This is a genomic window from Agarivorans sp. MS3-6 (assembly GCF_054112545.1).
In genome coordinates, this window is sequence record NZ_CM134202.1 from 382,047 (window position 1) to 405,368 (window position 23,322).

The following is a 23,322-nucleotide window of genomic DNA, read 5'->3' on the forward strand; positions in this document are numbered from 1 at the left end:
CCCACCCTTAACTCCAGTTGTTAAATCGAAGAGAACACAGATAGGGCTAGTGCTGATTAGTCCCTACCGCTACAATATCCATTTATTTGCTATATAAGAATACTCGTGACTTCAGTTAAGCATAATACTTACCGCCAATTTTTCCCGTCCTTAAACGGAAATAATCAAGATGTCGTTTATCTAGATAGTGCAGCATCAACACAAGTGCCAGAGGCGGTGTTATCGAGTATTCAACAATACTACAGCCAAGGCCACGCTAATGTACATAGAGCAAGTCACCGCTTTGCTAGGCAGTCGACAAATGCTTTTGAATTAGCTAGAAAAACGATTGCAGAATTTATTGGCGCAAAAGCTAGCAATGTTATTTTGACTAGCGGGTCGACTCAGGCTAGCAACATCATCGCCAGTGGTTTAAGCAATACAATACAGGCCGGCGATGAGATATGGGTGAGTGAGTTAGAGCACCACTCTAACTTGGTGCCATGGCAACAGTTAGCCTTGAGATGCAAAGCGATTATTAAACCGATACCCGTGCTTGAAAACGGCGATATTAACTTAGATTTCTTGCGTGAGAATATAAATGAACGATGCAAAATTATTGCAATCGCGCATGTCTCTAACAGTATTGGCGCCATGTTACCGGTACCCGAAATTTGCCGCTTAGCCCATCAATACGGGGCTAAAGTGGTGGTTGACGGCGCTCAAGCAGTAGCGCATTTAGATGTCGATGTTAAGCGATTAGGCTGCGACTACTATTTTTTCTCCGGCCACAAACTCTATGCCCCCACAGGAATAGGAGCACTCTACGGCACTACTGAAGCGCTAGAGTGTTTAGCGCCTAGTATTTTTGGTGGCGAAATGATTAATCATGTGAGTATGCAAGAAAGCAGCTGGAATAGCCTACCTTACAGACTAGAGGCAGGAACCCCCAATATTGTTGGCGCAATCGGCTTAGCTGCTGCCGTTGATTTTTTGGCGCAATTTCCGATCAAGGAGCGTTTACAGCATGAACGCAGCCTACTAAATTACACGCTTCAACAACTTAGCCAGCACCCGAGTGTTGAACTCGTTGGCAAGCCAATGATGCGAGTAGGCTCGATTGCATTTAATCTAACAAATATCCACCCTCAAGATGCAGCCACTCTATTCGACCAATATAATATTGCGCTGCGCTGTGGTCACCATTGTGCCATGCCACTAAACGCAAGGTTGGCTCCACAAGGGAGCATTCGATTATCTCTAGGCATATATAATTCTGTTGAAGATATTGATTTAATGCTCAGTTCCATTGACAGTTTAGTGGAGCTATTTGATGAATAACACGCCGCAAATTGCTTTATCACTAGCACAAATCGAACAACGCTTTAGCAACTGTAAAGCTTGGGAAGAAAGCTATCGTCAATTATTACTGCTCGCCAAGCAACTCCAAGCCATCGATGAGCAGTTTAAAACTCCTGATAATAAAGTTATCGGCTGTGAAAGTGAGGTGTGGCTGCTCGTTTCAAAAGACCAACTATTTCTCGATAGTAATGCCAGAATTATTAGAGGTTTAATCGTGGTGATTTTAGCCTGCCTGCAAGCTCTCCCGCAGCAAATAGAACCGGCTGAGGAATTATTCAGACAAACCCTCGATAAGCTTGGTTTAGCGCATCACCTCAGCCAATCAAGAAACAACGGCATTACTGCAATATGGGACAGCATAAAGTCTTACGAAGACTAAACGCTTAGTTATTCTTCAGTAGGGAGAGTGTAGACGCGACGTTTCTTGGTTTTGATAACGACTTTTGGTTTATTGGCACCTCTCTCTTCCATGACAGCTCGGTATTCACTTCTTGGAATTGAGGATTCAACCGGGGCTGACGAAACAGGTTTGGTCGCTGCCGGAGGTCGGCTAACTACAGTATATTTAAAGCCACAATCTACACAGGCCATTAACGCTGGTTTATGGCCACCACATGATGGGCATTTTTGATTCACACTCACAACTTAATCCTTTACCAACAAGGTTGAAATACATTCACTAAGCATAAGTGTATTTGATCAGGGACATTTAATCACAATAAATTAAATATTTAATGATCCAGCCAGCTAATTCACTTAAAAACACCCGCCGAGCCCCAACGTTTAACAAGTAAATGTTAGCGCGTAACGCCAAACGACACTGAATACCAAACCCTGCTAACAGTCACAAGTAATGGTAATAAAAATCAATTAACGCACCGTTTGGCTATAAAACTCACTGATGTACTTACCGCCTTTAATATTAGCAATAACACGCAATTTATAACTATCGCCCTGGTTAGGGATCAAGCTGCGTAACTCGGTAGCACTTTGCCAATAATAAGGGCTATCAAGCATACCGAGTGGATAACTGGTCGCTTGGTTCGAGCTGTTCACTAAAAACAAGGTGGCACTATCGAGCGGAAAGGTCGAATTAAGCTGAGTGATTCCAGCCTCATCGGTAATATTGAGTTGAAAGTCGCCCGACTCCAAAATGCATTTTTGGTTGATAATGTCACAATGCCCATAGGTGCTTAATTGAAAAATGCGATCTTTACTCGCGTCATGTTCCATATACACATCGGATGCGATGTATCCGCCTACAGCTAAAAATGGCATAACCAATAGCGCCAATTTAGTATGTTTATTCATCCAATCTACTTCCTGTATAAAAACGAAATATTCAACTTACTATTTATAGCGTCCACAAAACTTATATTTCATTGAATAATAACAAAAATAACCAATTTTTGACAAAAAAAGGCTCCATTTTTGGAGCCTTTACATTGCGTTATTTAATCAATACTCAAATCTAGTGGTCGTGTGCTGCACCCGCACCATGTGGTACGCGGAAGTTATCAACCATATCTTGAATATGCTGTGGCGCTGGCCCAGTGACTTGGCATACTGCGAAAGCAACACCGAAGTTAACTAATGCACCCACCACACCAAAGGCGTTTGGCGAAATACCTAGGAACCAGTTTGGACCCATGTCACCTAAGAATGACGTTCCAGGGATGAACATGATGCCCTTATGCTGGAATACATACAGCATTGTTACACCAATACCCGAACACATGCCGGCTACAGCCGCGGTGCCACTCATTTTCTTAGCAAAGATCCCCATCATTAACGCTGGGAAAATAGACGAGGCAGCCAAACCAAATGCCAAGGCTACGGTACCTGCAGCAAAGCCAGGCGGATTTAAACCAAGATAGCCAGAGACCAGAATAGCAATAGTCATTACGATTCGTCCCGCCAATAACTCATTTTTATCCGAGAGGTTAGGCGTTAGTACCCCTTTCATCAAGTCATGCGATATCGAGGACGAAATAGCTAACAATAAGCCTGCTGCGGTAGACAGTGCTGCAGCTAAACCACCCGCGGCTACCAGTGCAATAACCCAGTTAGGTAAGTTTGCGATAGCAGGGTTTGCCAATACCATAATGTCTCGGTCAACTTTGACCATTTCATTCGCGTCTTTATCAGCAACATATTGAATTTTGCCGTCGCCATTCTTGTCTTCAAACTTAAGCAGGCCGGTTTTTTCCCAATCTTTAAACCACTGAGGACGCTCATCATAAACAAGGTTGTCACCGGCAGATGGAACAATAGTGTTCATCAAGTTGAAGCGTGCCATTGCACCTACCGCTGGAGCTACTGTATACAGTAAAGCAATAAATACTAAAGCGTAACCCGCTGATGAACGAGCCGCTTGCACAGTAGGTACCGTGAAGAAGCGCATGATTACGTGAGGTAAGCCAGCCGTACCAATCATCAACGACATGGTATAGGCAAACATGTTCAAGGAGCCACCTAAGTTATCGGTGGTGTATTCCTTAAAGCCTAAATCCGTCACCACCATATCAAGCTTATCCAGCAGATAAACGCCACTGCCGTCAGCTAAAGTACTCCCTAAGCCAATTTGTGGGATAGGATTACCAGTAAGTTGTAGTGAGATGAACACAGCAGGAATAGTGTAAGCAAAAATCAGTACACAATATTGCGCAATTTGGGTGTAAGTAATACCCTTCATTCCACCCAATACCGCATAGACCCAAACTACACCCATACCGATGTATAAACCGTTGTCATAATCCACTTCTAAGAAGCGAGAAAATGCAACACCTACACCTTTCATTTGGCCAATAATGTAGGTCAAAGAAGCAATAATTAAACAAACTACAGCAACGATACGCGCGGTTTTTGAGTAATACCGATCAGAAATAAATTCTGGTACGGTAAACTTGCCATGTTTACGCATATAGGGCGCGAGTAACATAGCGAGTAATACATAACCGCCAGTCCACCCCATCAAGAACACAGAGCCACCATAACCAAGGAAGGCAATTAAACCTGCCATAGAAATGAACGAAGCCGCACTCATCCAGTCAGCACCAATCGCCATACCATTTTGAATCGGTGTAACGCCACCACCAGCGACATAGAAGTCACTGGTTGATGAGGCTCTAGCCCACCACGCAATGGCGAAGTAGAGACCGAATGACCCAAATACGGCGATATAAGTATAGAGTTTTAACTCATCCATTTAAGACTCCTCAACATGGTATTTTTTATCAAGCTTATTCATTTTGGCGGTATACCAAAAAATTAAAGCTACAAAGGTGTAAATTGAGCCTTGCTGGGCGAACCAAAAGCCTAATTTGTAACCCCCTAAACGGATTTCATTCAATGGCTCTACCAATAACAGGCCAAAACCAAATGAAACCACGAACCATATGACGAGACAGGTAAATATTAGACGCAAGTTTTCTTGCCAATATGTAGTCTGTTCTTCCATGATATTTCTCCGAGCAAGCCAGTGAGTGACCTTGCTGATTGTATGGTGTTTGAATAAATGTTGCGTAATTGTTAATTGACTAACATAGCATTAGCTTTTTACCTGCTTCTGCACAAAGAGATACAGGTATAAATCTAATTCAAGCTTATCGAATTAAAACTTAACAAACGATTAACAGAACAGGTATTAATCTTTAGTCTAAGCCCAAGTTATATGGCCAAAAATTGGGATCTAGGCAGTAAAAAAAGGATAATTTACCAAGGAAATGTGCTTGGATTAATATTGTGCATTGAAAATGCGCTTCAATGAGGGGGGCTAATTTACAAGCCTGAGTGTTCAGGCTTGTAATGGGTATGCTTCATAGCCTACATACTGATTGATTCTGGCTAGTGTGCGCGGCGTTTTGTAAGCCTAAAGCAACTAAAAAAGCATTTAGCTCGCAGCGGGCTAAATGCAAGACGCTAACCCTGTGGTATCAATGGTGTTTTCTTCAGTGGATATTTCGGCGTAACTATCATCGGCAAATGACAGCTCTTCGCCGCTATTTAACACAATGAAATATGAGAGGTTTACCGGATCAATTCTTAATTCACCCTGTAAGAAACATCCACTGTTAAATAGCACCGTTGTATCAGGCTGGGAAAAAAATATAGCATTTAACCTAGGGCCAAAATTAACTAAGGCTATAACCACTAAAAAGGATGCTGTAAGCCACTTCATTGTTATCTCATTTTCAACAAAAAGTGGATTGTAACAGGTTTGCTAGTGAAGAGCGCAACAAGGAATAGTGCAGCGCTAGCTCTGAACAGAACTAGCGCCCAATCAACGTATTTAAAAGAAGTATCGTGCTTGCAAGGACATTTCGTCTTGCTTGCTATCAACACCTAAAGCATCTTTTTTCTCTAAACCAAATTTATACTCTAAAGCAATCAGTACCTGACCAGGCTTCCAACCTACGCCGGCCAAAGCGTAACTTAACTCTCCTTGGCTATTGTCGGTTTTGTCTTCTAGACCATTGTAGCCACCGTAAACATGGTATAGGCCACCGTCGATCTTATAGACACCAATCAATTCAAGCCCATTAGCCTTATCAGCCAAGGTGCTAAACATTTTACTCAGGTTCTCATATTCACCGTAAGTACCTGCTAGGTAGAACATATCAGATTCATAAACCACACCCGCTAGCCACGAAGTGGCCTTATCTTGATCAGCGGCACCAACATAACCGGTCTTAGCACTGTCGTAACCATTTGCCGCGTAAGCCGCTCCCAATGACAGACCGAAGTCGAAGTCATAGGTACCGCTAATTTGATAGCCATAATCTCGCGCTGTAGATTTATTTTCCAGTTGGTATTGGGCCGCGAGGTTAAAACCGCCAAAGGAATTACGGTAGGTCACCGCATCGTCAGCCCGGCCCATACCTGATTCGTCCCCACCGTTCCTGCCATCATAAGTTCCGGATGCGTCACCACCGAACTTCCAAAACTGGTCGGTCCATACGGCAATATCATAATATGCAGACCATTGCTTACCGACTCGAATGGAGCCAAAGCGGTCATTACTAAAGTAGATGTTACCGAGACGATTAGTAAATAATGGGTCTGCTTTTTCTACGGGGTTAAACCCCCACTCTAACTGGGCGCCTGCAATCCAGTCTTGGAGCATTTCATGCTCAAAAGCAAACCTGATCCTAGATGCTCTATCTTGCATCTCAAAAGACCCGTCTTTATTTTCACCCTCTCCGTAGCCGCTTTGATAAAAGCCTTCTACGCCTATATATCCGCCAATGCTTACATTAGTTTTACCATTTTCATAAATGGTTACCGCTGACACACTGCCAGCTAATGCACTCAGTACGACCCCTGCAATTACCTTATTCATGCTTACTCCTTGGTTTGAGTTTTGTGTTATCAACTCTTCATAAATAGGATGGAAAATAGTGCTAACAGTTGATCCAGCCCAAGTTCAGCGTAGTAACAAACTAATAAATGAACAAATTGGTCACCAACAGAACAAAATCTCAGTTTTCGGCTTTTCTCGGGCGCTTTAGTCAAGGCTGTCATAAAAAACACATATAACAGGATTTGCTAGGGCACATTCTCGGCATTACTTTATTTAGCGCTAAATTTGCTGGCATAATTTCTTGCCAATAGGTGTAAATTAACTACTATGCATGACTTTAATGAGGGGGTTACATTGAAGCTAGGTCGACGTTTAACCACTATTGATAGGCTTATTTCTGAAGCCTATGCTGATATCTGGGACTGTTGTTGTGACCATGGCTTATTGGGCGCTCAGCTCGTTCAACGCCGCGCAGCAGACACTGTACATTTTGTTGATTGCGTCCCTAACATTACTCAAGATTTAGAGATAAAACTTAAGCGATACCTGCCGTTTCAACACAATCCTGATATCAGCCAATGGCAAGTACATTGCGCAGACACGGCAGAGCTCATTCTCGGTAACAAGGGGAAACAACTGGTTATTATTGCGGGTGTGGGCGGAGAGCTATGTATTCAACTGCTAGCCTCCTTATTAAGTCAAAACCAACAACATTTTGAGTTAATCCTTTGCCCTGTCCATCATCAATTTGAACTGAGGCAGTTTCTGATAAAACACAATATCAATCTCATTAGCGAACAGCTGATTTGCGAAAACCGCCGCTACTATGAAGTGCTGCATCTCACAACAGGCCAAGCTAAGCCTATCAGTTTAGTAGGCCAAGAAATGTGGCAATTAGACGAGCTTGACCATCAAGACTATTTAGCGAAAACAATACAACACTACCAAAAACTTAAGCTGAACCAGGCTCACCCAGCCTTGGCTGCATACCAAGCACTACTCACTAGATAACGTTTTTTACCCTTGATTGTGAAGCTATTTATCCAACGCAACACCACTGCGGATAAACGCTGAAATTAAACAAGGCGATTGCGCCTAAAAGGAAAGCGCGAGCAACAAACGCTAAGCTCAACGAGCAATTCATAGGTATTTAGTGGAAAGTTGGAGGTTAAATCTATTGCGGAAACAATAAGCAACATTTTGCGTTGGCTATGGTAGAATCGCCGCCTTTGCGCAGTGAGGCAACTACACTGCTAAATAAGTCTTAATATAACAAGCGACCTTTGTATGAAATTTCCTGGCCAACGTAAGTCAAAACACTATTTTCCGGTTGAATCTCGCGATCCACTCACCAACGAATTAAATCCGATTTTGCGACCTAAGCTTACTCACATAACCGGGATTGACCAAACGTTAGTGGATATAGAAGCCCATGTTGATGAAGCATTTATTCAACGCCACAGCTTGGTAAAAGGAAATTCTCTACTGATTGATGATGCCGCTGCTCAGTGCCTTTATCAAGAACTACACGATAACCAACTTATTAGTGCCGAGTTTGCCGGCGGTACTATTGGTAATACTTTGCATAACTACTCTACCCTCGCTGATGGACGCTCAGTGATGTTTGGCGTAATGAGTCAAAACATCACCGTAGGAGATTATGCTTATCGTTATCTCTGTAATACCTCATCACGCGTTGATTTAAACCACCTTCAGTCGGTAGATGGACCGATTGGGCGTTGCTTTACCTTAATCACCGAGTGTGGCGAACGGACCTTTGCCATATCCAAAGGTCATATGGATAAACTTTCGTCAGATTATATCGATGAAACGCTGATCAAAAGTGGCGCCGCTTTGGCACTCACCGCTTACTTAATGCGAGCAGGAAACGATCCTATTACAGAAGCTGCAATGCGGGCTATCGACTATGCTCATCAGGCTAATGTGCCGGTTGTTTTGACCTTAGGAACTCGTTTCTTAATTGAAGACGACCCTAAATGGTGGCAACAGTTTGTCGCCGAGCACGTAACGGTATTGGCGATGAATGAAGAAGAGGCCGAAGCACTAACCGGCCACAGTGACGTATTATTAGCTTGTGAGACAGCCTTAGAGTGGTGTGATTTGGTACTATGTACCGCCGGTTCTAGAGGCTTATTTACTGCTGGTTATACTGAAGACGAATTCAAACGAAGCACTAGTCACACCCTGTTACCAGGCGCTATTCCTGAATTCAACCAATACGAATTCTCTCGCCCCATGCTGAAAAAAAGTTGCCAACAAGCCATTAAGGTTTACTCTCATATAGCACCGTTTATGGGGGGACCAGAAAAAATCACCAATACCAATGGTGCGGGTGATGGTGCACTTTCAGCATTACTGCATGATATGGCAGCTAATGTCTTTCATCGTTGTAATGTAGAACAATCTAGTAAGCACCAATTTGAAGCCTTAAGCTACTCCTCTTTTGCGCAAATATGTAAATATGCAAACCGCGTAAGCTATGAAGTTCTGGCTCAGCACAGCCCACGTTTATCTCGCGGCCTGCCTGAGCGGGAAGAGAGTTTAGAAGAGGCATACTGGGAGAGATAGTCAGCCCCCAAGTGCCGTTTATGATAACGTTTGGCCCCGCAATGACCTTGTGGGGGCTACCAGCAGTGCCGCTGCGGTTCCGCCAATAACCCAGTGAACAGCACTTCTTGATCCATATGAGTCAAAACACCACGACACAACCCTCACACTCTTTATAAACTACACTATCATTAACAGTGAAGGGCAATTTACTTGGCATTGCGCCGTTAGCAAATGCTTCTATCTCTCCAGCGCTGACTGGCTTCAATAGCTAAACTAGCGTAAACGCCCGAACCAAATAAACGCATTCGATACCAATTTTATGGTTGGAGGAGAGTTAGCATGCAGCTAGGTAAAATAGTGTTAGTGGTGTTAGTTGCACTAGGGCTTACTATTTCCGCCTCAATATTTACATTTTCGATAATAAAAACCAGTCTTACCAACGATATTGCACAATCGCTACAAGTGGTTAGGGACACAGCCTATCACGGTCTAATCACGTGGGGCCGTGAAACGGTACACCACGCGAATGCAATAGTCACAGATCCAAAAGTTATCGCCTATACCGAAGCCATTTTGGCTGAACCACGCAATCATCAAGCCTTGTTAGCCTCAGCTGTTCAGCAACAGCTTCGCAACTATTTAACCCCGCTACTCCATGCCCATCGACTACGTGGATTTTACATTATCGCGCCAAGCAATATTAGCGTCGCCTCAAGCCGTGATAGTAACGTTGGCACCACTAACCTACTCACACACCAACCGGAGATACTCAACAAAGCTTGGCGTGGGCAAATTCAATTAACCCCGCCCCAGCCCTCTGATGTTGCACTGGTCGACAACAACGGCGTATTAGTTGAAAACTATCCCACTATGTTTTCTACAGCACTAATTCGAAATCAGCAGCATCAAGTCATCGCCCTTCTTGCGATTAGCTTAGACCCTAAAGCAGACGTTCAGAATATACTCTCCCGTGGCCAAATGGGTGAAAGTGGAGAAACCTACTTAATCAACAAACACGGTTACTTACTGACCGAAAGCCGTTTCAACTCTCAATTGAGTGAGCTGCAACAGCTCAAAGAAAATAGCCCTAGTGCTTTTAACATTAGAGCGATGGTTCCCGCTGTATCAAATGGTAAATTACCAAGCTATACCGTCATGGCGACCAGTGCCCTAAGCGGAGAAACGACTTATAATGTCGACGGCTACCTAGATTATCGCGGTATTAAAGTTGTTGGCGCGTGGCTATGGGACCCAGACTTGCAATTTGGTTTAGCGACTGAAATGGATTATGCAGAAGCCTTTGCCGCCTATGAGCAAACAAAACAAAGTTTCATTCTATTTACCAGCGCTACCTGTCTATTTTACATTGGGGTAGCTATCGGCGTTTACTATCTAATGGCGCGTTTGCAACGCCAGCAAGTAAAATTCAAAAGTATTTACGATAATGCAGGCGACCCTTTACTGATCACCGATCTCGACACTGGCACATATATTTCGGTTAATAATTTGGCTAGTGAATTTCTAGGGTATTCAAAAACTGAGTTAATGGGTATGCATGTCTCAATGATCCGCAGCCATTCCAGTTTAGATCAAGTCAATCAAGATATAGAAAACGTGTTGAATATCGGTAGTCTAAAGTTTGAAACGAGCATTCGCACAAAATTAGGTGAAGTCATCCCGGTAGAAACCAGCGCTAAATTAGTCCCATATGGGGATAAGCTTGCCATCCTTTCGATTCTTCGAGACATATCCGCTAGAAAAGAAGCTGAGAATACCTTAACAGAATTACTTATCACTGACTCTTTAACCGGTTTAGCTAACAAGAATCACTTTCAAAACATCATGGCAGAAAAACTATTTGAAGCAAATGCAGCGAGTGAAAAGCTAGCCATCTTGTTTATAAATATTGACGCTTTTAGGGTTGTGAACGACAACCTTGGCCATGCTATTGGTGACCAAACCCTAATAAAAATTTCTCAGTTGCTGATAAACACCATTCCTGAGAACGCCCTAGCCTTTAGATTTGGTGGCGATGAATTCACCATCATAGCCCCCATCAAAGACCAGCAGTGCGCGATACAAATAGCCTGCCAGCTCCAGCAAGCCATGTCTAAGCCTCTATCTATTGCAGATAATATTTTCCATTTAAGTGCTAGCATCGGCATTGCACTGTCTCCCCTTGACGGCAACGATGGCGCTCAGCTATTACAATCAGCAGACACCGCTCTAAATTACGCTAAACATCTTGGCCACGGTCGCTATGCCTGTTTTTCTGAAGATATGCGTATCACCGATGCGCTACATTTAGCCATCTCCACTGCCTTGGCTCATGCCATCGATAACAAGGAGTTTTCGTTACAGTTTCAGCCTGTTGTAATAACAGATACCGGAGAGTTAAGCGGTGCAGAAGCGCTTATTAGGTGGGATAGCCATTTGCTTGGAGAGATTTCACCGGCGGTATTTATCCCGATTGCAGAGCAAACCGGTAAAATTAATGAGATTGGCAATTGGGTGCTCAATGAAGCCTTACGCATCAGGGCTGAATGGCAAAATTTAGGCTTAACAAGCTTAACAATGTCTATCAACCTTTCGCCGGCGCAAATTATTTCATCGGATATTTTTAATATCGTAGCTAACGCTCTAGAGCGTCACCACCTGCCGGGGAATAGCATCGCCTTAGAAATCACCGAAGGTGTATTTTTAGATAATCGAAAAGAGTTACTCAATCTAATGAATGGGCTGAAACAGCTGGGCGTTAGCTTTTATCTCGATGATTTTGGTACTGGTTATTCATCTCTCAGCTACGTGAGTAGCTACCCTTTCGATATCATCAAGATAGATAAAAGCTTTGTTGATGATATGGAGCATAGCGCTCGGTCTCGAACCTTGGCAAAAACCGTGATATCTATGGCCAGTAGCCTCGACTTACAAGTTATCGCTGAAGGGGTTGAAACGCCTTGGCAAAGCCAATTTCTAAAGGATAACAACTGCCACAAAATCCAAGGTTATTTATATGGCCAACCACTTGATAACAAGAAATTTTTACAACATTGGCAAGTCACTGCAAACATTAATGAGGAAGTAAGTAGCGTTGATAGAACAGCTGCTTTGGAATAGGCTTAGAAAACAAATAGCCTTGCACATAATCACAAGCTACACCAAAAACACGCTGGTATTGCTGCTCTGTCTCTACCCCTTCTGCGACCACTTTGATATTGAGATGGTGGGCAATGGTTACAATCGCCTTAACTAAGGCGGCACTATCTTCATCAGTCGTTAAATGTTCTATAAACGAGCGGTCAATTTTAAGTAAGTCGATATCCAACTGCTGTAAATACGCAAGTGATGAGTAACCCACACCAAAATCGTCAATTGCAACATCAATTCCATGTTGATGTAATCGGCTTAGCTGATGTTTAATTGACTCCTCAGTAACCATCAATACGTTTTCAGTAATCTCGATCATAATGCTATGTGCCGGTATTTGTTGGCGAATAATGGTATGCAACCAATCATCAATCCAAGCAGCCCCATCATTAAACTGAGAGGGAGACGTATTCACGCTGACTTGTATGGCTTGGCCATTTTGCTGATACCAGCCGGCGACCATCTCAACCACTTGATCCATCACCCAATCACTAATTTCCCTAATGAGCCCCGCTTCTTCAGCGACTTGGATAAATTCACCAGGGGCAATCAGCCCTTTCTCTGGATGGTTCCAGCGCAGTAAAGCCTCCGCCTTATTCACTTTGCTATCTTTTAAAACTGCCACAGTTTCTACAATAGGTTGGTAGAACATTTCAAACTGCTGCTCTTTTAAGGCGATTCTAAGCTCTTCTAACAATTTACGTTTTTCTTGGGCTTCTACCTGCATCGCCGAAGAGAAAAATTGATAACAGTTTCGACCACGCCCTTTAGACACATACATCGCTTGATCAGCATGTTTCACCAGTGATTCAACCGTGTCACCATCACCAGGGTATAAAGTAATGCCGATACTACCGGTCACATAGGCGGCTTCTTGTTTTATGGTAAAACGTTTAGCTAAAGCTGCTAACACTGTCTCGGCAATACTGGCAACGTGTTGCTGCTCACTCACACCTTCAATCACAATGGTAAATTCATCCCCACCTAGCCGAGCAACGGTATCCCGCCCTCTTACACTGCGAAGGATCCGCTGACCAGCTTGGTTGAGCAAAATATCTCCATAGTCATGACCCAGCGTATCGTTAATTTCCTTGAAGCCATCTAAATCAATGAATATCAGTGCAAACTTACTGTCTTCAACAATCAGCTTATGGAGTTTTTCATAAAAATAATGACGATTGGGTAAGCCTGTTAATCCATCTTTATAGGCATATTGCAATAACTGATGGTTAGCATTTTCTAGTTCCTGAGTGCGCACTTTTACTTGGGTCTCCAACATTCGATCGCGCAGTTCAATGTTTTCGAGCATATCATTGAAGCATTTAGTTAAGTTGGCTACTTCATCAGCACTCGACTGCTGAGCTCTTAGGCTATAATTACTGCTTGAACTTACTTGCTCGGCGACATCAGCCAAGTGCAATAATGGCCTTAAAAAACCACGCTTTAGAAACAAAGACAAAAATAAACTGAGACCAAAAGTGAACACCAGCAACACGGCTAAAAACTGGCTGTAAAATCGAACTCTGGTATCTATATAGCTATCGTTAGCCCAGATCAGTAACTCACCGTAAATTTGTCCATCTAAAACCAAAAGATGAGACACCTTAATCAAATTATTTTCGATTTCGCTTAGCCCTGTGGGCTGATCTAAGCGGCTTTCACTTACCAGTAGATTTTTCTGAATATCAACCACATCAGCTTTAATCACGTCCTCTCGCAACAATAGCGAACGAAGCTGCTCTCTCATCGCATCTAGATCATCAAACAATAAAGCCGCAGTGATGTTGGGTGATAACATTTTGGCGTTGCTTTGCAAACTAGTGGTTTGGTCTGCTTTAGCACTGACAACTTCGTAGGCACTGAACACGCCAGCCACCATCACTGTAGAAAAGAACGACATGCTCATTAGGATCAACAATAGTTTCTTGCTCATCGTGTTAAAGGAGAAAAACCGACTCATCACGACGCTCCCTTAACAATACGACTTAACCTAAGCACCTTTGAACTCATTACAATTCCTGATTGTTTAAGTTTCTCAGGGTCAACTTCAAAACGAATTTTACCTGCCAACAAAAAAAAGCGAATATGGCCGCCATTTTTCATAAAGTTGGCGGCTTCACCAACTAACATGGTATTGGGTAATAGCCGCTTATCGACCTGCTGCCATTGTTGCTGATAGGCAGCGCTAATAAACAGTAGGTTACATTGGGTGATATCCGATGAATCTAAGCTCATGTAGCTAATTAAAATAGGCAAATCATGTATGGTTTGTTCGGCCAACACCTCACTAGCTGAATCAACAAAGCTAATATCTGGACTGCATAATCTAAAATATCCGACTAAAGGTGCCTGATCCTGCCACTCACTATAACGGGCAAAGTTAAAAACAAAGCCCGCTTTTAACGACAGTTCTTTATCATTAGCAGCAAGGCAATCAGGACTAAACAGCAAGTAGCTTATTAAAGATATAACTAGCATTGGCCGTTTAAAAAATGCCATCATCAAAATTCAGCCGATACTCTGAATAACACACTGGGTTCTATGTGATTAGGCAACGTAAATGTCTCTGAAGTGTTGTAATACTCTAGGTGTGAACCTGCCAAAAGATTTTTGGCACTTAAGGACACAACGGTACTTGGTATAAGCTGCCAATTCCAGGTTAAATCTAAAGCGTCATAATTGCTCGTGTTATACGCATTACTGTGTATTGAGCGGTATAAGCCAAACAAAGAATGCTGTTCAAATACCTGCCAGCCAAGCTTAGCGAAAAACTGTTGATTATCAGAGTCAGTTCCAATGGCCGGTAAGCTGTTATCTTCGAGTCGATATCGGTAAGACATTTGGCTATAACCAAGCTCACTGACAAACCGCATATTAGGGCGCCAAGTGACTAAGGCCTCGCCGCCTTTCGTATTAAGTTGAGCATTAGACACTACATCATACTCTACAACCGAGCTAATCAAGGCTTGTTGTGCTTGTTCGATTTGCCCTGAACCTAACAGAGCCAAAATATCGTTGATAGGCACACTGTTCACGTTAGGCGACACTGCAATCACGTTGTCAGCTTGGGTATGGAACAACGCCAAGTCTAAAGACCAATGCGCCTGACTGAAGCGATAACCCAGCTCATATGATGTTGACCGTTCTGGCTCAACATTTTGATTACCATTTAACACCGTACGAATAGCGTAGTTATCAATCGCGTCAAAGCCCGTCACCAATACATCCCTGACAACGGTGCCATTAAGGGCAGAATCAAAATCAAATTCAGTGAGCGAAGGTATCCTAGCGCCCTGCGAGATAGCGCCCCACAATACTTGCTTAGACGTAGGTTGCCACAATAATCGAGCAACGGGTTGGTGCTCCCAACCGGTAAAACTATTGTGTTCTGATTTATTACCTAATATTAAACTGACACTATTCGGCACCAAACTAAACTGTGCTTGGATAAACGCGCCATATTGCTGTAAACGATGAATATCAGCATCACTACTAATCAAGAAGCTATCTTCGTAGGGCAAATAATTATTACGGTAATTTAAGCCCCAATCAAATTGGGTATTGCCCAATAATGTGTTCATCTGGTAGTCAATATCTATCGACTGAAAACGCTCATTAAGATACAACTGCTCTCCATCGAGCACGGCCCATGACGCTTGTAACATTTGGTTCGAAGAATGGGATAAGCGATGCTCAAGCCTCGCCATAAATCGTACATCATCCCGTTTAAAATTGTCGTGATACAGGGTATTTTGATTGGTTTCAAGCGATAAGGCTTTTAGATTTTGTCCCATATCAGTATGGGTGTAATTTAATTGACCAAGAATAGATAAGTCATCACTGGGAGCCAAATCTAAACGAAAACCTACACTGGCTTGTTTAGCATCGTCATTGGTAGCGATCTCTCTACTGGCCTTTTTGGCGGCATCAGAATCTCGAACACTACCAAAAACTCGGTAACTACCTTTACTGCCTAGCTCTGATCCAAAGCGTAAACCAACATCATAGTTTATTTGGTCACCGCTACTCACTTGCAACAGTGTGTCGCGGGTATCAATGCTGTTTTTTGTTATGATGTTAATCACACCATTGGTCGCATTACTTCCCCACAGTAAACCACCTTGACCTCGAATCACTTCGATACGTTCTATATCGTATAATGGGACATCTAGGGTCTCCCAGTAAACGCCGGCAAAAGCTGGGTTGTAAACAGTTTGTCCATCAACCATGACCAAAAGCTTGCTGGTATATCTACCAGCTACACTCCGAGCACTGATGGCCCACTGGTTATTATCTATTTGCCTTACTTCAAGACCAGGAACCAACTTTAAAGTTTCCGCAACCGTTACTGCGCCAGATGCCCGAATATCTTCTTTACTTAATACATATAATGAAGCCGCAGTGGTAAACGACGATTGTGCCCGCTTCATGGCCGATGTTGCTTGCACATCGGTATCCATTAACGATTCTAGCTCTAAACTAGACAAAGAACTGCCACTTGCAAAGCTAACTGCAGAGGCAAAACCGAGAGACAAACAAAAACAACGAGCAATACAAGATGACTTCAACAAGACAACTCCATAGTCTTTCAAACCGTCCATAGCTGCCAAAGATAGGTGTTAAATCAAGATTTTCAGCAGTAAACAAAATAAAAATCTAAACACATTTTCAGCAAAATGTGATGATATTTATCTGCTGTGCAATTAGCAAGCAATTAGCTCAACTTATTGTGCTTGCCATGATCTCTAATCATTCACTTACTCAGTTAATTCACTTTAACTGAATATGGATAACTTTCAATGAAATCCTTTCACAAGGCCTTACCACACCTTAAGTACTTGACCCCGCCTACTCCCATCGCCATACTTCAATGCTTATCTGTTTAGCTAACATGGCACTATGAGCAATACTCAAGATCCCGAACAAGAAGTTGAGGTGGAAGCCCTCGAAGTACTCGTCAATGAACAACCTATAGAACTGTACAAGGTGCTTAAAATAGGCGAGCTGGTCAACGGTGGCGGCGAAGCAAAAATGGCCATTGCAGAAGGATATGTTGGGGTCAATGGTGAAGTAGAACAGCGCAAGCGTAAAAAAGTATACGCTGGTGATATTATTGAATTTAACGGCCAATATTTGTATGTAGTGTGTGATCAGCCTGTCACCGACACTAGCAATAAAGCGCTTAAACCTAAAACCGCGAAACCAAAGGCTAAGCAGAAAACGCAAAAAGAGTCTAAGCCAAAGCCACACTCAGCTCTCACTAAACCTGCCATGAGTGAAGAGCCGAAGAGAAACGTAATAACCGGTCGCCAATCTATTAAGTTCTAGTGAGTTTCCCCCTCCGCTATTTTAAAAGCAGCCAATGGCTGCTTTTTTGATGGTGTTAAATGCTGGGCATAAAAAAAGCCGCTCTAGGAGCGGCTTGATACTAAAAAGTAAGCTTACTTCTTAGCTTGTCTCTCTTTTTCTGCAGCAATGACTGATTCAGCCACGTTTTGTGGAGTAGCAGCGTAGTGCGAGAATTCCATAGAGAACTGACCACGACCAGAGGTCATAGTACGTAGTGAACCAATGTAACCAAACATTTCTGCTAGTGGTACATCTGCTTTAATACGTACGCCGGTTACACCAGCTTCTTGGTCTTTGATCATGCCGCGACGACGGTTCAAGTCACCAATAACATCACCTACGTGATCTTCTGGAGAGAATACGTCAACTTTCATGATTGGCTCAAGAAGTTGTGGACCCGCTTTTGGTACAGATTGACGGTAAGCGCCTTTAGCTGCAATTTCAAAAGCAATCGCAGATGAATCCACAGCGTGGAAAGCACCATCAAATAGCTCTACTTCCATATCTAGAAGAGGGAAGCCAGCTAATGGACCCGTTTCCATCATTACTTGGAAACCTTTCTGAACTGCAGGCCAGAATTCTTTAGGCACGTTACCACCAACTACTTTTGATGTGAACGTGTAACCAGAACCTACTTCACCAGGCTTGATGCGGTAATCAATCTTACCGAATTGACCAGAACCACCAGACTGTTTCTTGTGCGTGTAGCTATCTTCAATTTCTTGAGTAATAGTTTCACGGTAAGCAACCTGAGGTTGACCAACAACTAGGTCTACACCGTAAGTACGCTTCAAGATATCAACTTTAATGTCTAAGTGAAGTTCACCCATACCTTTAAGAATGGTTTCACCTGAATCTTCATCAGTTTCAACTTGGAAAGATGGATCTTCAGCAACCATTTTACCGATAGCAATACCCATTTTCTCAGTTGAACCTTTATCTTTAGGCGCAACAGCAATCGAGATTACTGGAACTGGGAATACCATAGGCTCTAGCGTACAAGGGTCTTTAGGATCACAAAGCGTGTGACCCGTTTGAACATTCTTCATACCTACGATAGCGATAATGTCGCCAGCTTGAGCAGAAGTGAGTTCGTTACGGTCATCAGCTTGCATCTCAACCATACGGCCAACACGCTCAGTTTTACCTGTAAATGCATTAAGGATGGTGTCACCCTTGTTCAGTTTACCAGAGTAAATACGTACGAATGTTAATGCACCAAAGCGGTCATCCATAATTTTGAATGCTAGTGCTTTGAATGTTTCGTCAGCAGAAACGATAGCGTGGCTACCAGTTTCTTCGCCTTCTTCGTCCATTAGAGGTTGAGGATCAACTTCAGTTGGGTTTGGCAAGTAATCAACAACAGCATCAAGGATTAATTGAATACCTTTGTTTTTGAACGCCGAACCACAGTAAGTTGGGAAGAAGTCCATTGTACGCGTACCTTTACGGATACACGCCTTTAGTTGCTCAATCGTTGGCTCTTCGCCTTCCATGTAAGCTTCCATTAGGTCGTCATCTTGCTCTACAGCAGATTCAACCAACATTTCACGGTACTCTTCTACTTTCTCAACCATGTCCGCAGGAACATCAGTGATTTCGTAGTTTTCTGGAAGACCCGTGTCATCCCAGATGTATGCTTTACGAGTAAGAAGGTCGACAACACCAACGAAGTCTTCTTCAATACCAATAGGCAAAACCATTACTAGTGGGTTAGCCGCTAGAACGTCTTGTGTCTGCTTAACTACACGGTAGAAGTCTGCACCCATACGATCTAACTTGTTAACGAAGATAATACGTGCAACTTCTGAGTCATTCGCATAACGCCAGTTAGTTTCAGACTGAGGCTCAACACCACCAGAACCACAGAATACGCCGATACCGCCATCAAGCACTTTAAGAGAACGGTATACTTCAACAGTGAAGTCAACGTGTCCAGGAGTGTCAATAACGTTGAAGCGGTGGTCATCCCAGAAACAGCTTACTGCTGCAGACTGAATAGTAATACCACGCTCAGCTTCCTGTTCCATGAAGTCAGTAGTAGACTCACCGTCATGTACTTCACCAGTTTTGTGGATCTGACCAGTAAGTTTTAGGATACGCTCAGTTGTGGTAGTTTTACCTGCATCAACGTGAGCAAAAATACCAATATTTCTATATTTTGATAAATCAGCCATTGTTCAACTCTAATCAATTGTTTCAAATTCGGCGGGGAGTATACCACTACTGTGGCACAAGGCGAGAGGGTGAACTGAATTTGAGCGATTAATTGCCAAATTTATTAAAAATAATCTAGCAAATAAACGATTAAAGCCGTTTAAAACCCGATAACGGCTGTTTTCACCACTCTATATTCGCAATGTTAAAACTTTTTTAGATGGTTAAGCTCTCCGCGGCCCATTTCTGAGCATAGTAGGACACTGTCGCAACGCAACTTTATATTCGGTTCAGCTGTCAAAGCCTGAATATCGGTGACAATCCGTTGATTACTCTCTACGCTAAACGCTTAACAAGCTTTGACATTTGCTTATTTTTTCTTGTTCATCATTGCTTTTAAATCTGCAAACGGATTGCTGGTCGCTACATCCTGCTTTAGATCGCTACCCGCTTCTACCGTTGAGCCATATTGCGCAGCCTCGGTATATTTAGCATGCTCATGGTCATGGCAATATAAACATAGCAACTCCCAATTAGAACCATCATTAGGATTATTAGTGTGGTCATGATCAATATGATGAACCGTAAGCTCACGCAGATTCGAATACGGAAATTCACGCGCGCATCGTCCACATACCCAAGGAAATAGCTTGAGGGCTTTCTCTCGGTAACCCTGTTCTAAACTTGCGTAGTTATTTGGAATCGTCGCCATTTTATTCTCCAAGAAATTTTTGCCAAATATTATACCACCCAAGCAGTTAAATTTTTCAGTCAAAAAAATAAAATGCTGAATGGCTCAAGATTAATAAATGACATATTCACAAAAGCATAAAGTTGCGCCAGAATTAGATTAATCAATTAAGGGAATAATGATGTCGCAGCCTTCGACCCTGATTCAATGTAACCGTTGTGATTGTAGTAGCGACCAACACCAAATCAATACTTGGCGAGTACATCTATACAATGGCCTAGAGATTCCGTTACGTAAGACGATAGGTTGGTGTAATGAATGTAATGCTTTAGTCAGCGCTGATGAGTTTAGGGATATTGACCTAATCATAAATGAAATGGCCGCTTTGGTTCGCCAAGTGGCCTCACTCGAAGAGAAGCTGAAAACAAACTATTGGCAAAGGCTGTTAAACAGAAAGTTACGCCGAGTAAGGCGTCGCAGTGTGGCAACCCTACTGACCCTTGGTGCAGAGTTAGACATTTCTAGACAACGGCATAACCACGCGGAATGCTTGAACTGTGGTTCACACAAGATATCGGTGATTGATCCGAAGCTCAACATCGTCGCGCACTATTGGCAGCGTGAATCGCAAGCCGCAATATCGACCGGCCTATTGCACCCTGTATGCGGCGGCGAGTTCATTGCTACCCCTATTGCCCCCCAACCTGCTCCTGCCATGAGTAAAACCTCAAATAAGCAGCCAAGCAAAACGATTGCTTAGCAGCTTACTTAGGCCCGAACCTTTATACTGCCAGCTAACAAGACAGCAATTGATTTACCTGTTGCGCCCTTTCATACCAACTTTCAGAACGCACGTGCAAACGTTGAAACGAGGTTCTTCTTTGCTGCAATGCAGAAGGCGTTTCTAGGCTGTCTTCTAGGGCCTGAACCATTTGATAGGCTTCTTCTACCTGGGTCACCATTCCCGCATAAGGTTGTAGTGCTGGAAACGGAGTGCTCACTATTGGCCTGCCTGCGGCCAAATACTCGCGTAACTTTAGCGGGTCACACGAGGAGATTTGTTTACAAGCCCTAAAGGGTAACCATGATACCTGCCAGTGCTGCACATAACTGGGTAGCTCGTCATGGCGAACCGCGGGGTAAACTTCAATATTGCTAAGACCTTTAAAAGCCGAAATATCGGTTTGCACATCACCGATAAATACAAAGCGCCAGTGTGGTAACGACTTGGCAACGTTTACAATCAAAGGAATATCTAACCAAACGGCAATGCTGCCATAAAAACCAGCTATCGGCTGCGCACTTTGCTGAATAGTCGGCGCAGGCTCTGACGGCCGAACAAATAAACTGTAGTCAACGCCATGAGGTAAAATACGTGTTTTAGCAGCGATATGCGCTTGGCGACTAAATTTTTGCAACAGCATGTCGCTAGCCACCAGCACATGATCGGCTTTTTTCACTAGCTCGGTTTCGCAACGAGTAACATGTTGATGGTCCACCCCTGCCAAGGCGCTAAAGTCATCGCCACAATAGTAGATAACTTGACGTTCATTTAAATGCCCCAGCATATCTACCGCTGTCGCCAGCGCTATCCATAGATCAGGATGCGTTATCCCCAGTCGCTTAGCTTGCTTATTGACTTGAGCTTGCAATATGCATCGGTTCAACCAACGAAAAAATCGACTGCGCGGCGCAGGAAAAGCCACCGGTGACAGTACATGGATATTGCGAGGCCTAACGGGTGCCTTCTCTCGCTCGGTGTTTTGAGTTTTACTCGTTGGCTGGCTTGAACCCAACATCGATTTAAGCTTCTCAATCACCCGTTTAGCATCACGTAAACTTAAACGAGGGCGGCGTAAGCCAATGGAGTTAACCCAAAGAATCCTATGGTTCTTTGCCAATTCGGTAATAACATGCTGACTACTGCTAGGGTGACGCTGCCAATCTTCACCAAATACTATGAGATCGCGTTTCATATTAGTTCTCCTCAATAGCTTTTATTACTTTGGCAGGAACACCTGCAGCAAGCACCCCAGCGGGTAAGCTTTTTGTGACTACACTCCCCGCCGCCACTACCGTTCCTTTGCCAATGGTCACACCCGCCATAACCGATACCCCAGTGGCTAACCACACGTCGTCTTCAAGTATGACATCGCCAACTTGTTCCTCGGTGTCTGGTAAACCTGCTGCGCGCTGTTTTGCATCTAGGGGGTGGCCTGGGTAACCGGCGATGAAACAGCGCCCTGCAATACGCACGTTATTACCCAAACTGACCAAGCGCCCCACTGCAATGGTGGTTTGCCAGCCTATATCTACGTTGTTACCTACTATTAATTGTGCTGCTTGCTGACTAGACGCTCGGCCACTAAAGGTAGTGGCTCCTGAAATTCGACATTGGTTAGCCAATTGAATAACCAAGCCTTCACCCAGTAAGGGCATGCCGCCATATAGATAAAGATTTTTAGATGGGCCCTGAGTTTTACTTCTAAACAGGGGGGTCCACCAAAAAATTCTTAATACGCTGCCGAACAAGCCGCTTATTAACAGGTGTAAGCGGTATAGCGCACTAAACAAAGCGGGTATTTTAGGCAGCTGAAAAAGCCGTATACGCTTCAAAAATAAAAACACATTCTTCGCTAGCGGAGATTCGCTGTGTTTTAGCCATAACTTGGTTTGATGTAAAAACATGCTGCTCATTAGTTTCCCCTTATGACATGTTAAAACTGAAACTTATCCTTGTGATAGCAGCATCCATGCCATGAAT

The 23,322-nt window shown here is 43.4% G+C and carries 19 protein-coding genes; 7 read left to right on the forward strand and 12 right to left on the reverse strand.

Annotated elements, in window-relative coordinates; all coding sequences use genetic code 11:
• Nucleotides 1-105 precede the first annotated feature (105 nt).
• Both ACVFI8_RS01795 and ACVFI8_RS01800 read left to right on the forward strand, forming a co-directional pair.
• Nucleotides 106-1,320 (forward strand): aminotransferase class V-fold PLP-dependent enzyme, encoded by a 1,215-nt coding sequence (locus tag ACVFI8_RS01795; RefSeq protein ID WP_457872862.1) that lies wholly within the window; start codon nucleotides 106-108, stop codon nucleotides 1,318-1,320.
• Nucleotides 1,313-1,720 carry a SufE family protein gene (locus ACVFI8_RS01800; RefSeq protein WP_248715157.1) on the forward strand — a complete coding sequence of 136 codons (408 nt, stop codon included), beginning with the start codon at nucleotides 1,313-1,315 and terminating at the stop codon, nucleotides 1,718-1,720. Before ACVFI8_RS01795 ends, ACVFI8_RS01800 begins: the two co-directional genes overlap by 8 nt.
• 491 nt (nucleotides 1,721-2,211) lie before the next feature.
• On the opposite strand, the gene ACVFI8_RS01805 is transcribed toward ACVFI8_RS01800, so the two are convergent.
• The 5 genes from ACVFI8_RS01805 to ACVFI8_RS01825 all read right to left on the reverse strand — a co-directional run bounded on the left by ACVFI8_RS01805 (nucleotide 2,212) and on the right by ACVFI8_RS01825 (nucleotide 6,682).
• The gene (locus tag ACVFI8_RS01805) at nucleotides 2,212-2,652 is read right to left on the reverse strand and encodes a hypothetical protein (protein ID WP_457872863.1); all 441 of its coding nucleotides are present in this window, start codon (nucleotides 2,650-2,652) and stop codon (nucleotides 2,212-2,214) included.
• Between the two features lie 160 nt (nucleotides 2,653-2,812).
• Nucleotides 2,813-4,549, reverse strand: coding sequence for a sodium:solute symporter family protein (locus ACVFI8_RS01810; RefSeq protein ID WP_248715155.1), 1,737 nt, complete (start codon nucleotides 4,547-4,549; stop codon nucleotides 2,813-2,815).
• Nucleotides 4,550-4,801 (reverse strand): DUF4212 domain-containing protein, encoded by a 252-nt coding sequence (locus tag ACVFI8_RS01815; protein ID WP_040306877.1) that lies wholly within the window; start codon nucleotides 4,799-4,801, stop codon nucleotides 4,550-4,552. It abuts the gene before it with no gap.
• Between the two features lie 447 nt (nucleotides 4,802-5,248).
• Nucleotides 5,249-5,521: a hypothetical protein gene (locus ACVFI8_RS01820; protein WP_248715154.1), complete on the reverse strand. Its 273-nt coding sequence runs from the start codon at nucleotides 5,519-5,521 to the stop codon at nucleotides 5,249-5,251.
• A gap of 111 nt (nucleotides 5,522-5,632) precedes the next feature.
• Nucleotides 5,633-6,682, reverse strand: a complete 1,050-nt coding sequence (locus ACVFI8_RS01825) for a porin (protein ID WP_248715153.1) — start codon at nucleotides 6,680-6,682, stop codon at nucleotides 5,633-5,635.
• A gap of 288 nt (nucleotides 6,683-6,970) precedes the next feature.
• Between ACVFI8_RS01825 and ACVFI8_RS01830 the strand changes: the two genes are divergently transcribed.
• From ACVFI8_RS01830 to ACVFI8_RS01840, 3 genes are all read left to right on the forward strand, one after another.
• Nucleotides 6,971-7,654: a tRNA (adenine(22)-N(1))-methyltransferase gene (locus ACVFI8_RS01830; protein WP_457872864.1), complete on the forward strand. Its 684-nt coding sequence runs from the start codon at nucleotides 6,971-6,973 to the stop codon at nucleotides 7,652-7,654.
• A gap of 276 nt (nucleotides 7,655-7,930) precedes the next feature.
• Nucleotides 7,931-9,232: an inosine/guanosine kinase gene (locus ACVFI8_RS01835; protein WP_248715151.1), complete on the forward strand. Its 1,302-nt coding sequence runs from the start codon at nucleotides 7,931-7,933 to the stop codon at nucleotides 9,230-9,232.
• 321 nt (nucleotides 9,233-9,553) lie between these two features.
• A complete protein-coding gene (locus ACVFI8_RS01840; RefSeq protein WP_457872865.1) occupies nucleotides 9,554-12,331 on the forward strand; it encodes a bifunctional diguanylate cyclase/phosphodiesterase in 2,778 nt (925 codons plus the stop codon).
• Here the strand turns inward: ACVFI8_RS01840 and ACVFI8_RS01845 are convergent.
• From ACVFI8_RS01845 to ACVFI8_RS01855, 3 genes are read right to left on the reverse strand one after another with little or no spacing between them, the layout of a single operon-like run.
• Complete coding sequence (locus ACVFI8_RS01845) at nucleotides 12,285-14,321, reverse strand: putative bifunctional diguanylate cyclase/phosphodiesterase (protein ID WP_457872866.1); 2,037 nt, start codon at nucleotides 14,319-14,321, stop codon at nucleotides 12,285-12,287. The genes ACVFI8_RS01840 and ACVFI8_RS01845 overlap by 47 nt on opposite strands.
• Nucleotides 14,321-14,863, reverse strand: coding sequence for a YfiR family protein (locus ACVFI8_RS01850; RefSeq protein WP_248715148.1), 543 nt, complete (start codon nucleotides 14,861-14,863; stop codon nucleotides 14,321-14,323). Before ACVFI8_RS01850 ends, ACVFI8_RS01845 begins: the two co-directional genes overlap by 1 nt.
• Complete coding sequence (locus ACVFI8_RS01855; RefSeq protein ID WP_457872867.1) at nucleotides 14,863-16,932, reverse strand: TonB-dependent receptor plug domain-containing protein; 2,070 nt, start codon at nucleotides 16,930-16,932, stop codon at nucleotides 14,863-14,865. Before ACVFI8_RS01855 ends, ACVFI8_RS01850 begins: the two co-directional genes overlap by 1 nt.
• A gap of 328 nt (nucleotides 16,933-17,260) precedes the next feature.
• Between ACVFI8_RS01855 and ACVFI8_RS01860 the strand changes: the two genes are divergently transcribed.
• On the forward strand, nucleotides 17,261-17,689 hold the full coding sequence (locus ACVFI8_RS01860; protein ID WP_457872868.1) for an RNA-binding S4 domain-containing protein: 429 nt from the start codon (nucleotides 17,261-17,263) through the stop codon (nucleotides 17,687-17,689).
• Between the two features lie 113 nt (nucleotides 17,690-17,802).
• On the opposite strand, the gene fusA is transcribed toward ACVFI8_RS01860, so the two are convergent.
• Both fusA and yajD read right to left on the reverse strand, forming a co-directional pair.
• On the reverse strand, nucleotides 17,803-19,887 hold the full coding sequence (gene fusA / locus ACVFI8_RS01865) for an elongation factor G (protein WP_248715145.1): 2,085 nt from the start codon (nucleotides 19,885-19,887) through the stop codon (nucleotides 17,803-17,805).
• A gap of 350 nt (nucleotides 19,888-20,237) precedes the next feature.
• A complete protein-coding gene (yajD, locus tag ACVFI8_RS01870) occupies nucleotides 20,238-20,579 on the reverse strand; it encodes an HNH nuclease YajD (protein WP_248715144.1) in 342 nt (113 codons plus the stop codon).
• Nucleotides 20,580-20,736: 157 nt separating this feature from the next.
• On the opposite strand from yajD, the gene ACVFI8_RS01875 reads away from it, so the two are divergent.
• Nucleotides 20,737-21,318 carry a hypothetical protein gene (locus tag ACVFI8_RS01875; RefSeq protein ID WP_457872869.1) on the forward strand — a complete coding sequence of 194 codons (582 nt, stop codon included), beginning with the start codon at nucleotides 20,737-20,739 and terminating at the stop codon, nucleotides 21,316-21,318.
• 34 nt (nucleotides 21,319-21,352) lie between these two features.
• Here the strand turns inward: ACVFI8_RS01875 and ACVFI8_RS01880 are convergent, their stop codons facing one another.
• Nucleotides 21,353-22,534 (reverse strand): glycosyltransferase, encoded by a 1,182-nt coding sequence (locus tag ACVFI8_RS01880; protein ID WP_457872870.1) that lies wholly within the window; start codon nucleotides 22,532-22,534, stop codon nucleotides 21,353-21,355.
• 1 nt (nucleotide 22,535) lies between these two features.
• On the reverse strand, nucleotides 22,536-23,255 hold the full coding sequence (locus ACVFI8_RS01885; RefSeq protein WP_457872871.1) for an acyltransferase: 720 nt from the start codon (nucleotides 23,253-23,255) through the stop codon (nucleotides 22,536-22,538).
• Nucleotides 23,256-23,322: the final 67 nt, after the last annotated feature.

Coding starts and splice junctions, on each gene's coding strand:
- yajD (WP_248715144.1), bottom strand. CDS start 20,579: ATGGCGACGATTCCAAATAACTACGCAAGTTTAGAACAGGGTTACCGA.
- ACVFI8_RS01875 (WP_457872869.1), top strand. CDS start 20,737: ATGATGTCGCAGCCTTCGACCCTGATTCAATGTAACCGTTGTGATTGT.
- ACVFI8_RS01840 (WP_457872865.1), top strand. CDS start 9,554: ATGCAGCTAGGTAAAATAGTGTTAGTGGTGTTAGTTGCACTAGGGCTT.
- ACVFI8_RS01850 (WP_248715148.1), bottom strand. CDS start 14,863: ATGATGGCATTTTTTAAACGGCCAATGCTAGTTATATCTTTAATAAGC.
- ACVFI8_RS01815 (WP_040306877.1), bottom strand. CDS start 4,801: ATGGAAGAACAGACTACATATTGGCAAGAAAACTTGCGTCTAATATTT.
- ACVFI8_RS01860 (WP_457872868.1), top strand. CDS start 17,261: ATGAGCAATACTCAAGATCCCGAACAAGAAGTTGAGGTGGAAGCCCTC.
- ACVFI8_RS01830 (WP_457872864.1), top strand. CDS start 6,971: ATGCATGACTTTAATGAGGGGGTTACATTGAAGCTAGGTCGACGTTTA.
- ACVFI8_RS01885 (WP_457872871.1), bottom strand. CDS start 23,255: ATGAGCAGCATGTTTTTACATCAAACCAAGTTATGGCTAAAACACAGC.
- ACVFI8_RS01805 (WP_457872863.1), bottom strand. CDS start 2,652: ATGAATAAACATACTAAATTGGCGCTATTGGTTATGCCATTTTTAGCT.
- fusA (WP_248715145.1), bottom strand. CDS start 19,887: ATGGCTGATTTATCAAAATATAGAAATATTGGTATTTTTGCTCACGTT.
- ACVFI8_RS01800 (WP_248715157.1), top strand. CDS start 1,313: ATGAATAACACGCCGCAAATTGCTTTATCACTAGCACAAATCGAACAA.
- ACVFI8_RS01810 (WP_248715155.1), bottom strand. CDS start 4,549: ATGGATGAGTTAAAACTCTATACTTATATCGCCGTATTTGGGTCATTC.
- ACVFI8_RS01880 (WP_457872870.1), bottom strand. CDS start 22,534: ATGAAACGCGATCTCATAGTATTTGGTGAAGATTGGCAGCGTCACCCT.
- ACVFI8_RS01835 (WP_248715151.1), top strand. CDS start 7,931: ATGAAATTTCCTGGCCAACGTAAGTCAAAACACTATTTTCCGGTTGAA.
- ACVFI8_RS01845 (WP_457872866.1), bottom strand. CDS start 14,321: ATGAGTCGGTTTTTCTCCTTTAACACGATGAGCAAGAAACTATTGTTG.
- ACVFI8_RS01820 (WP_248715154.1), bottom strand. CDS start 5,521: ATGAAGTGGCTTACAGCATCCTTTTTAGTGGTTATAGCCTTAGTTAAT.
- ACVFI8_RS01825 (WP_248715153.1), bottom strand. CDS start 6,682: ATGAATAAGGTAATTGCAGGGGTCGTACTGAGTGCATTAGCTGGCAGT.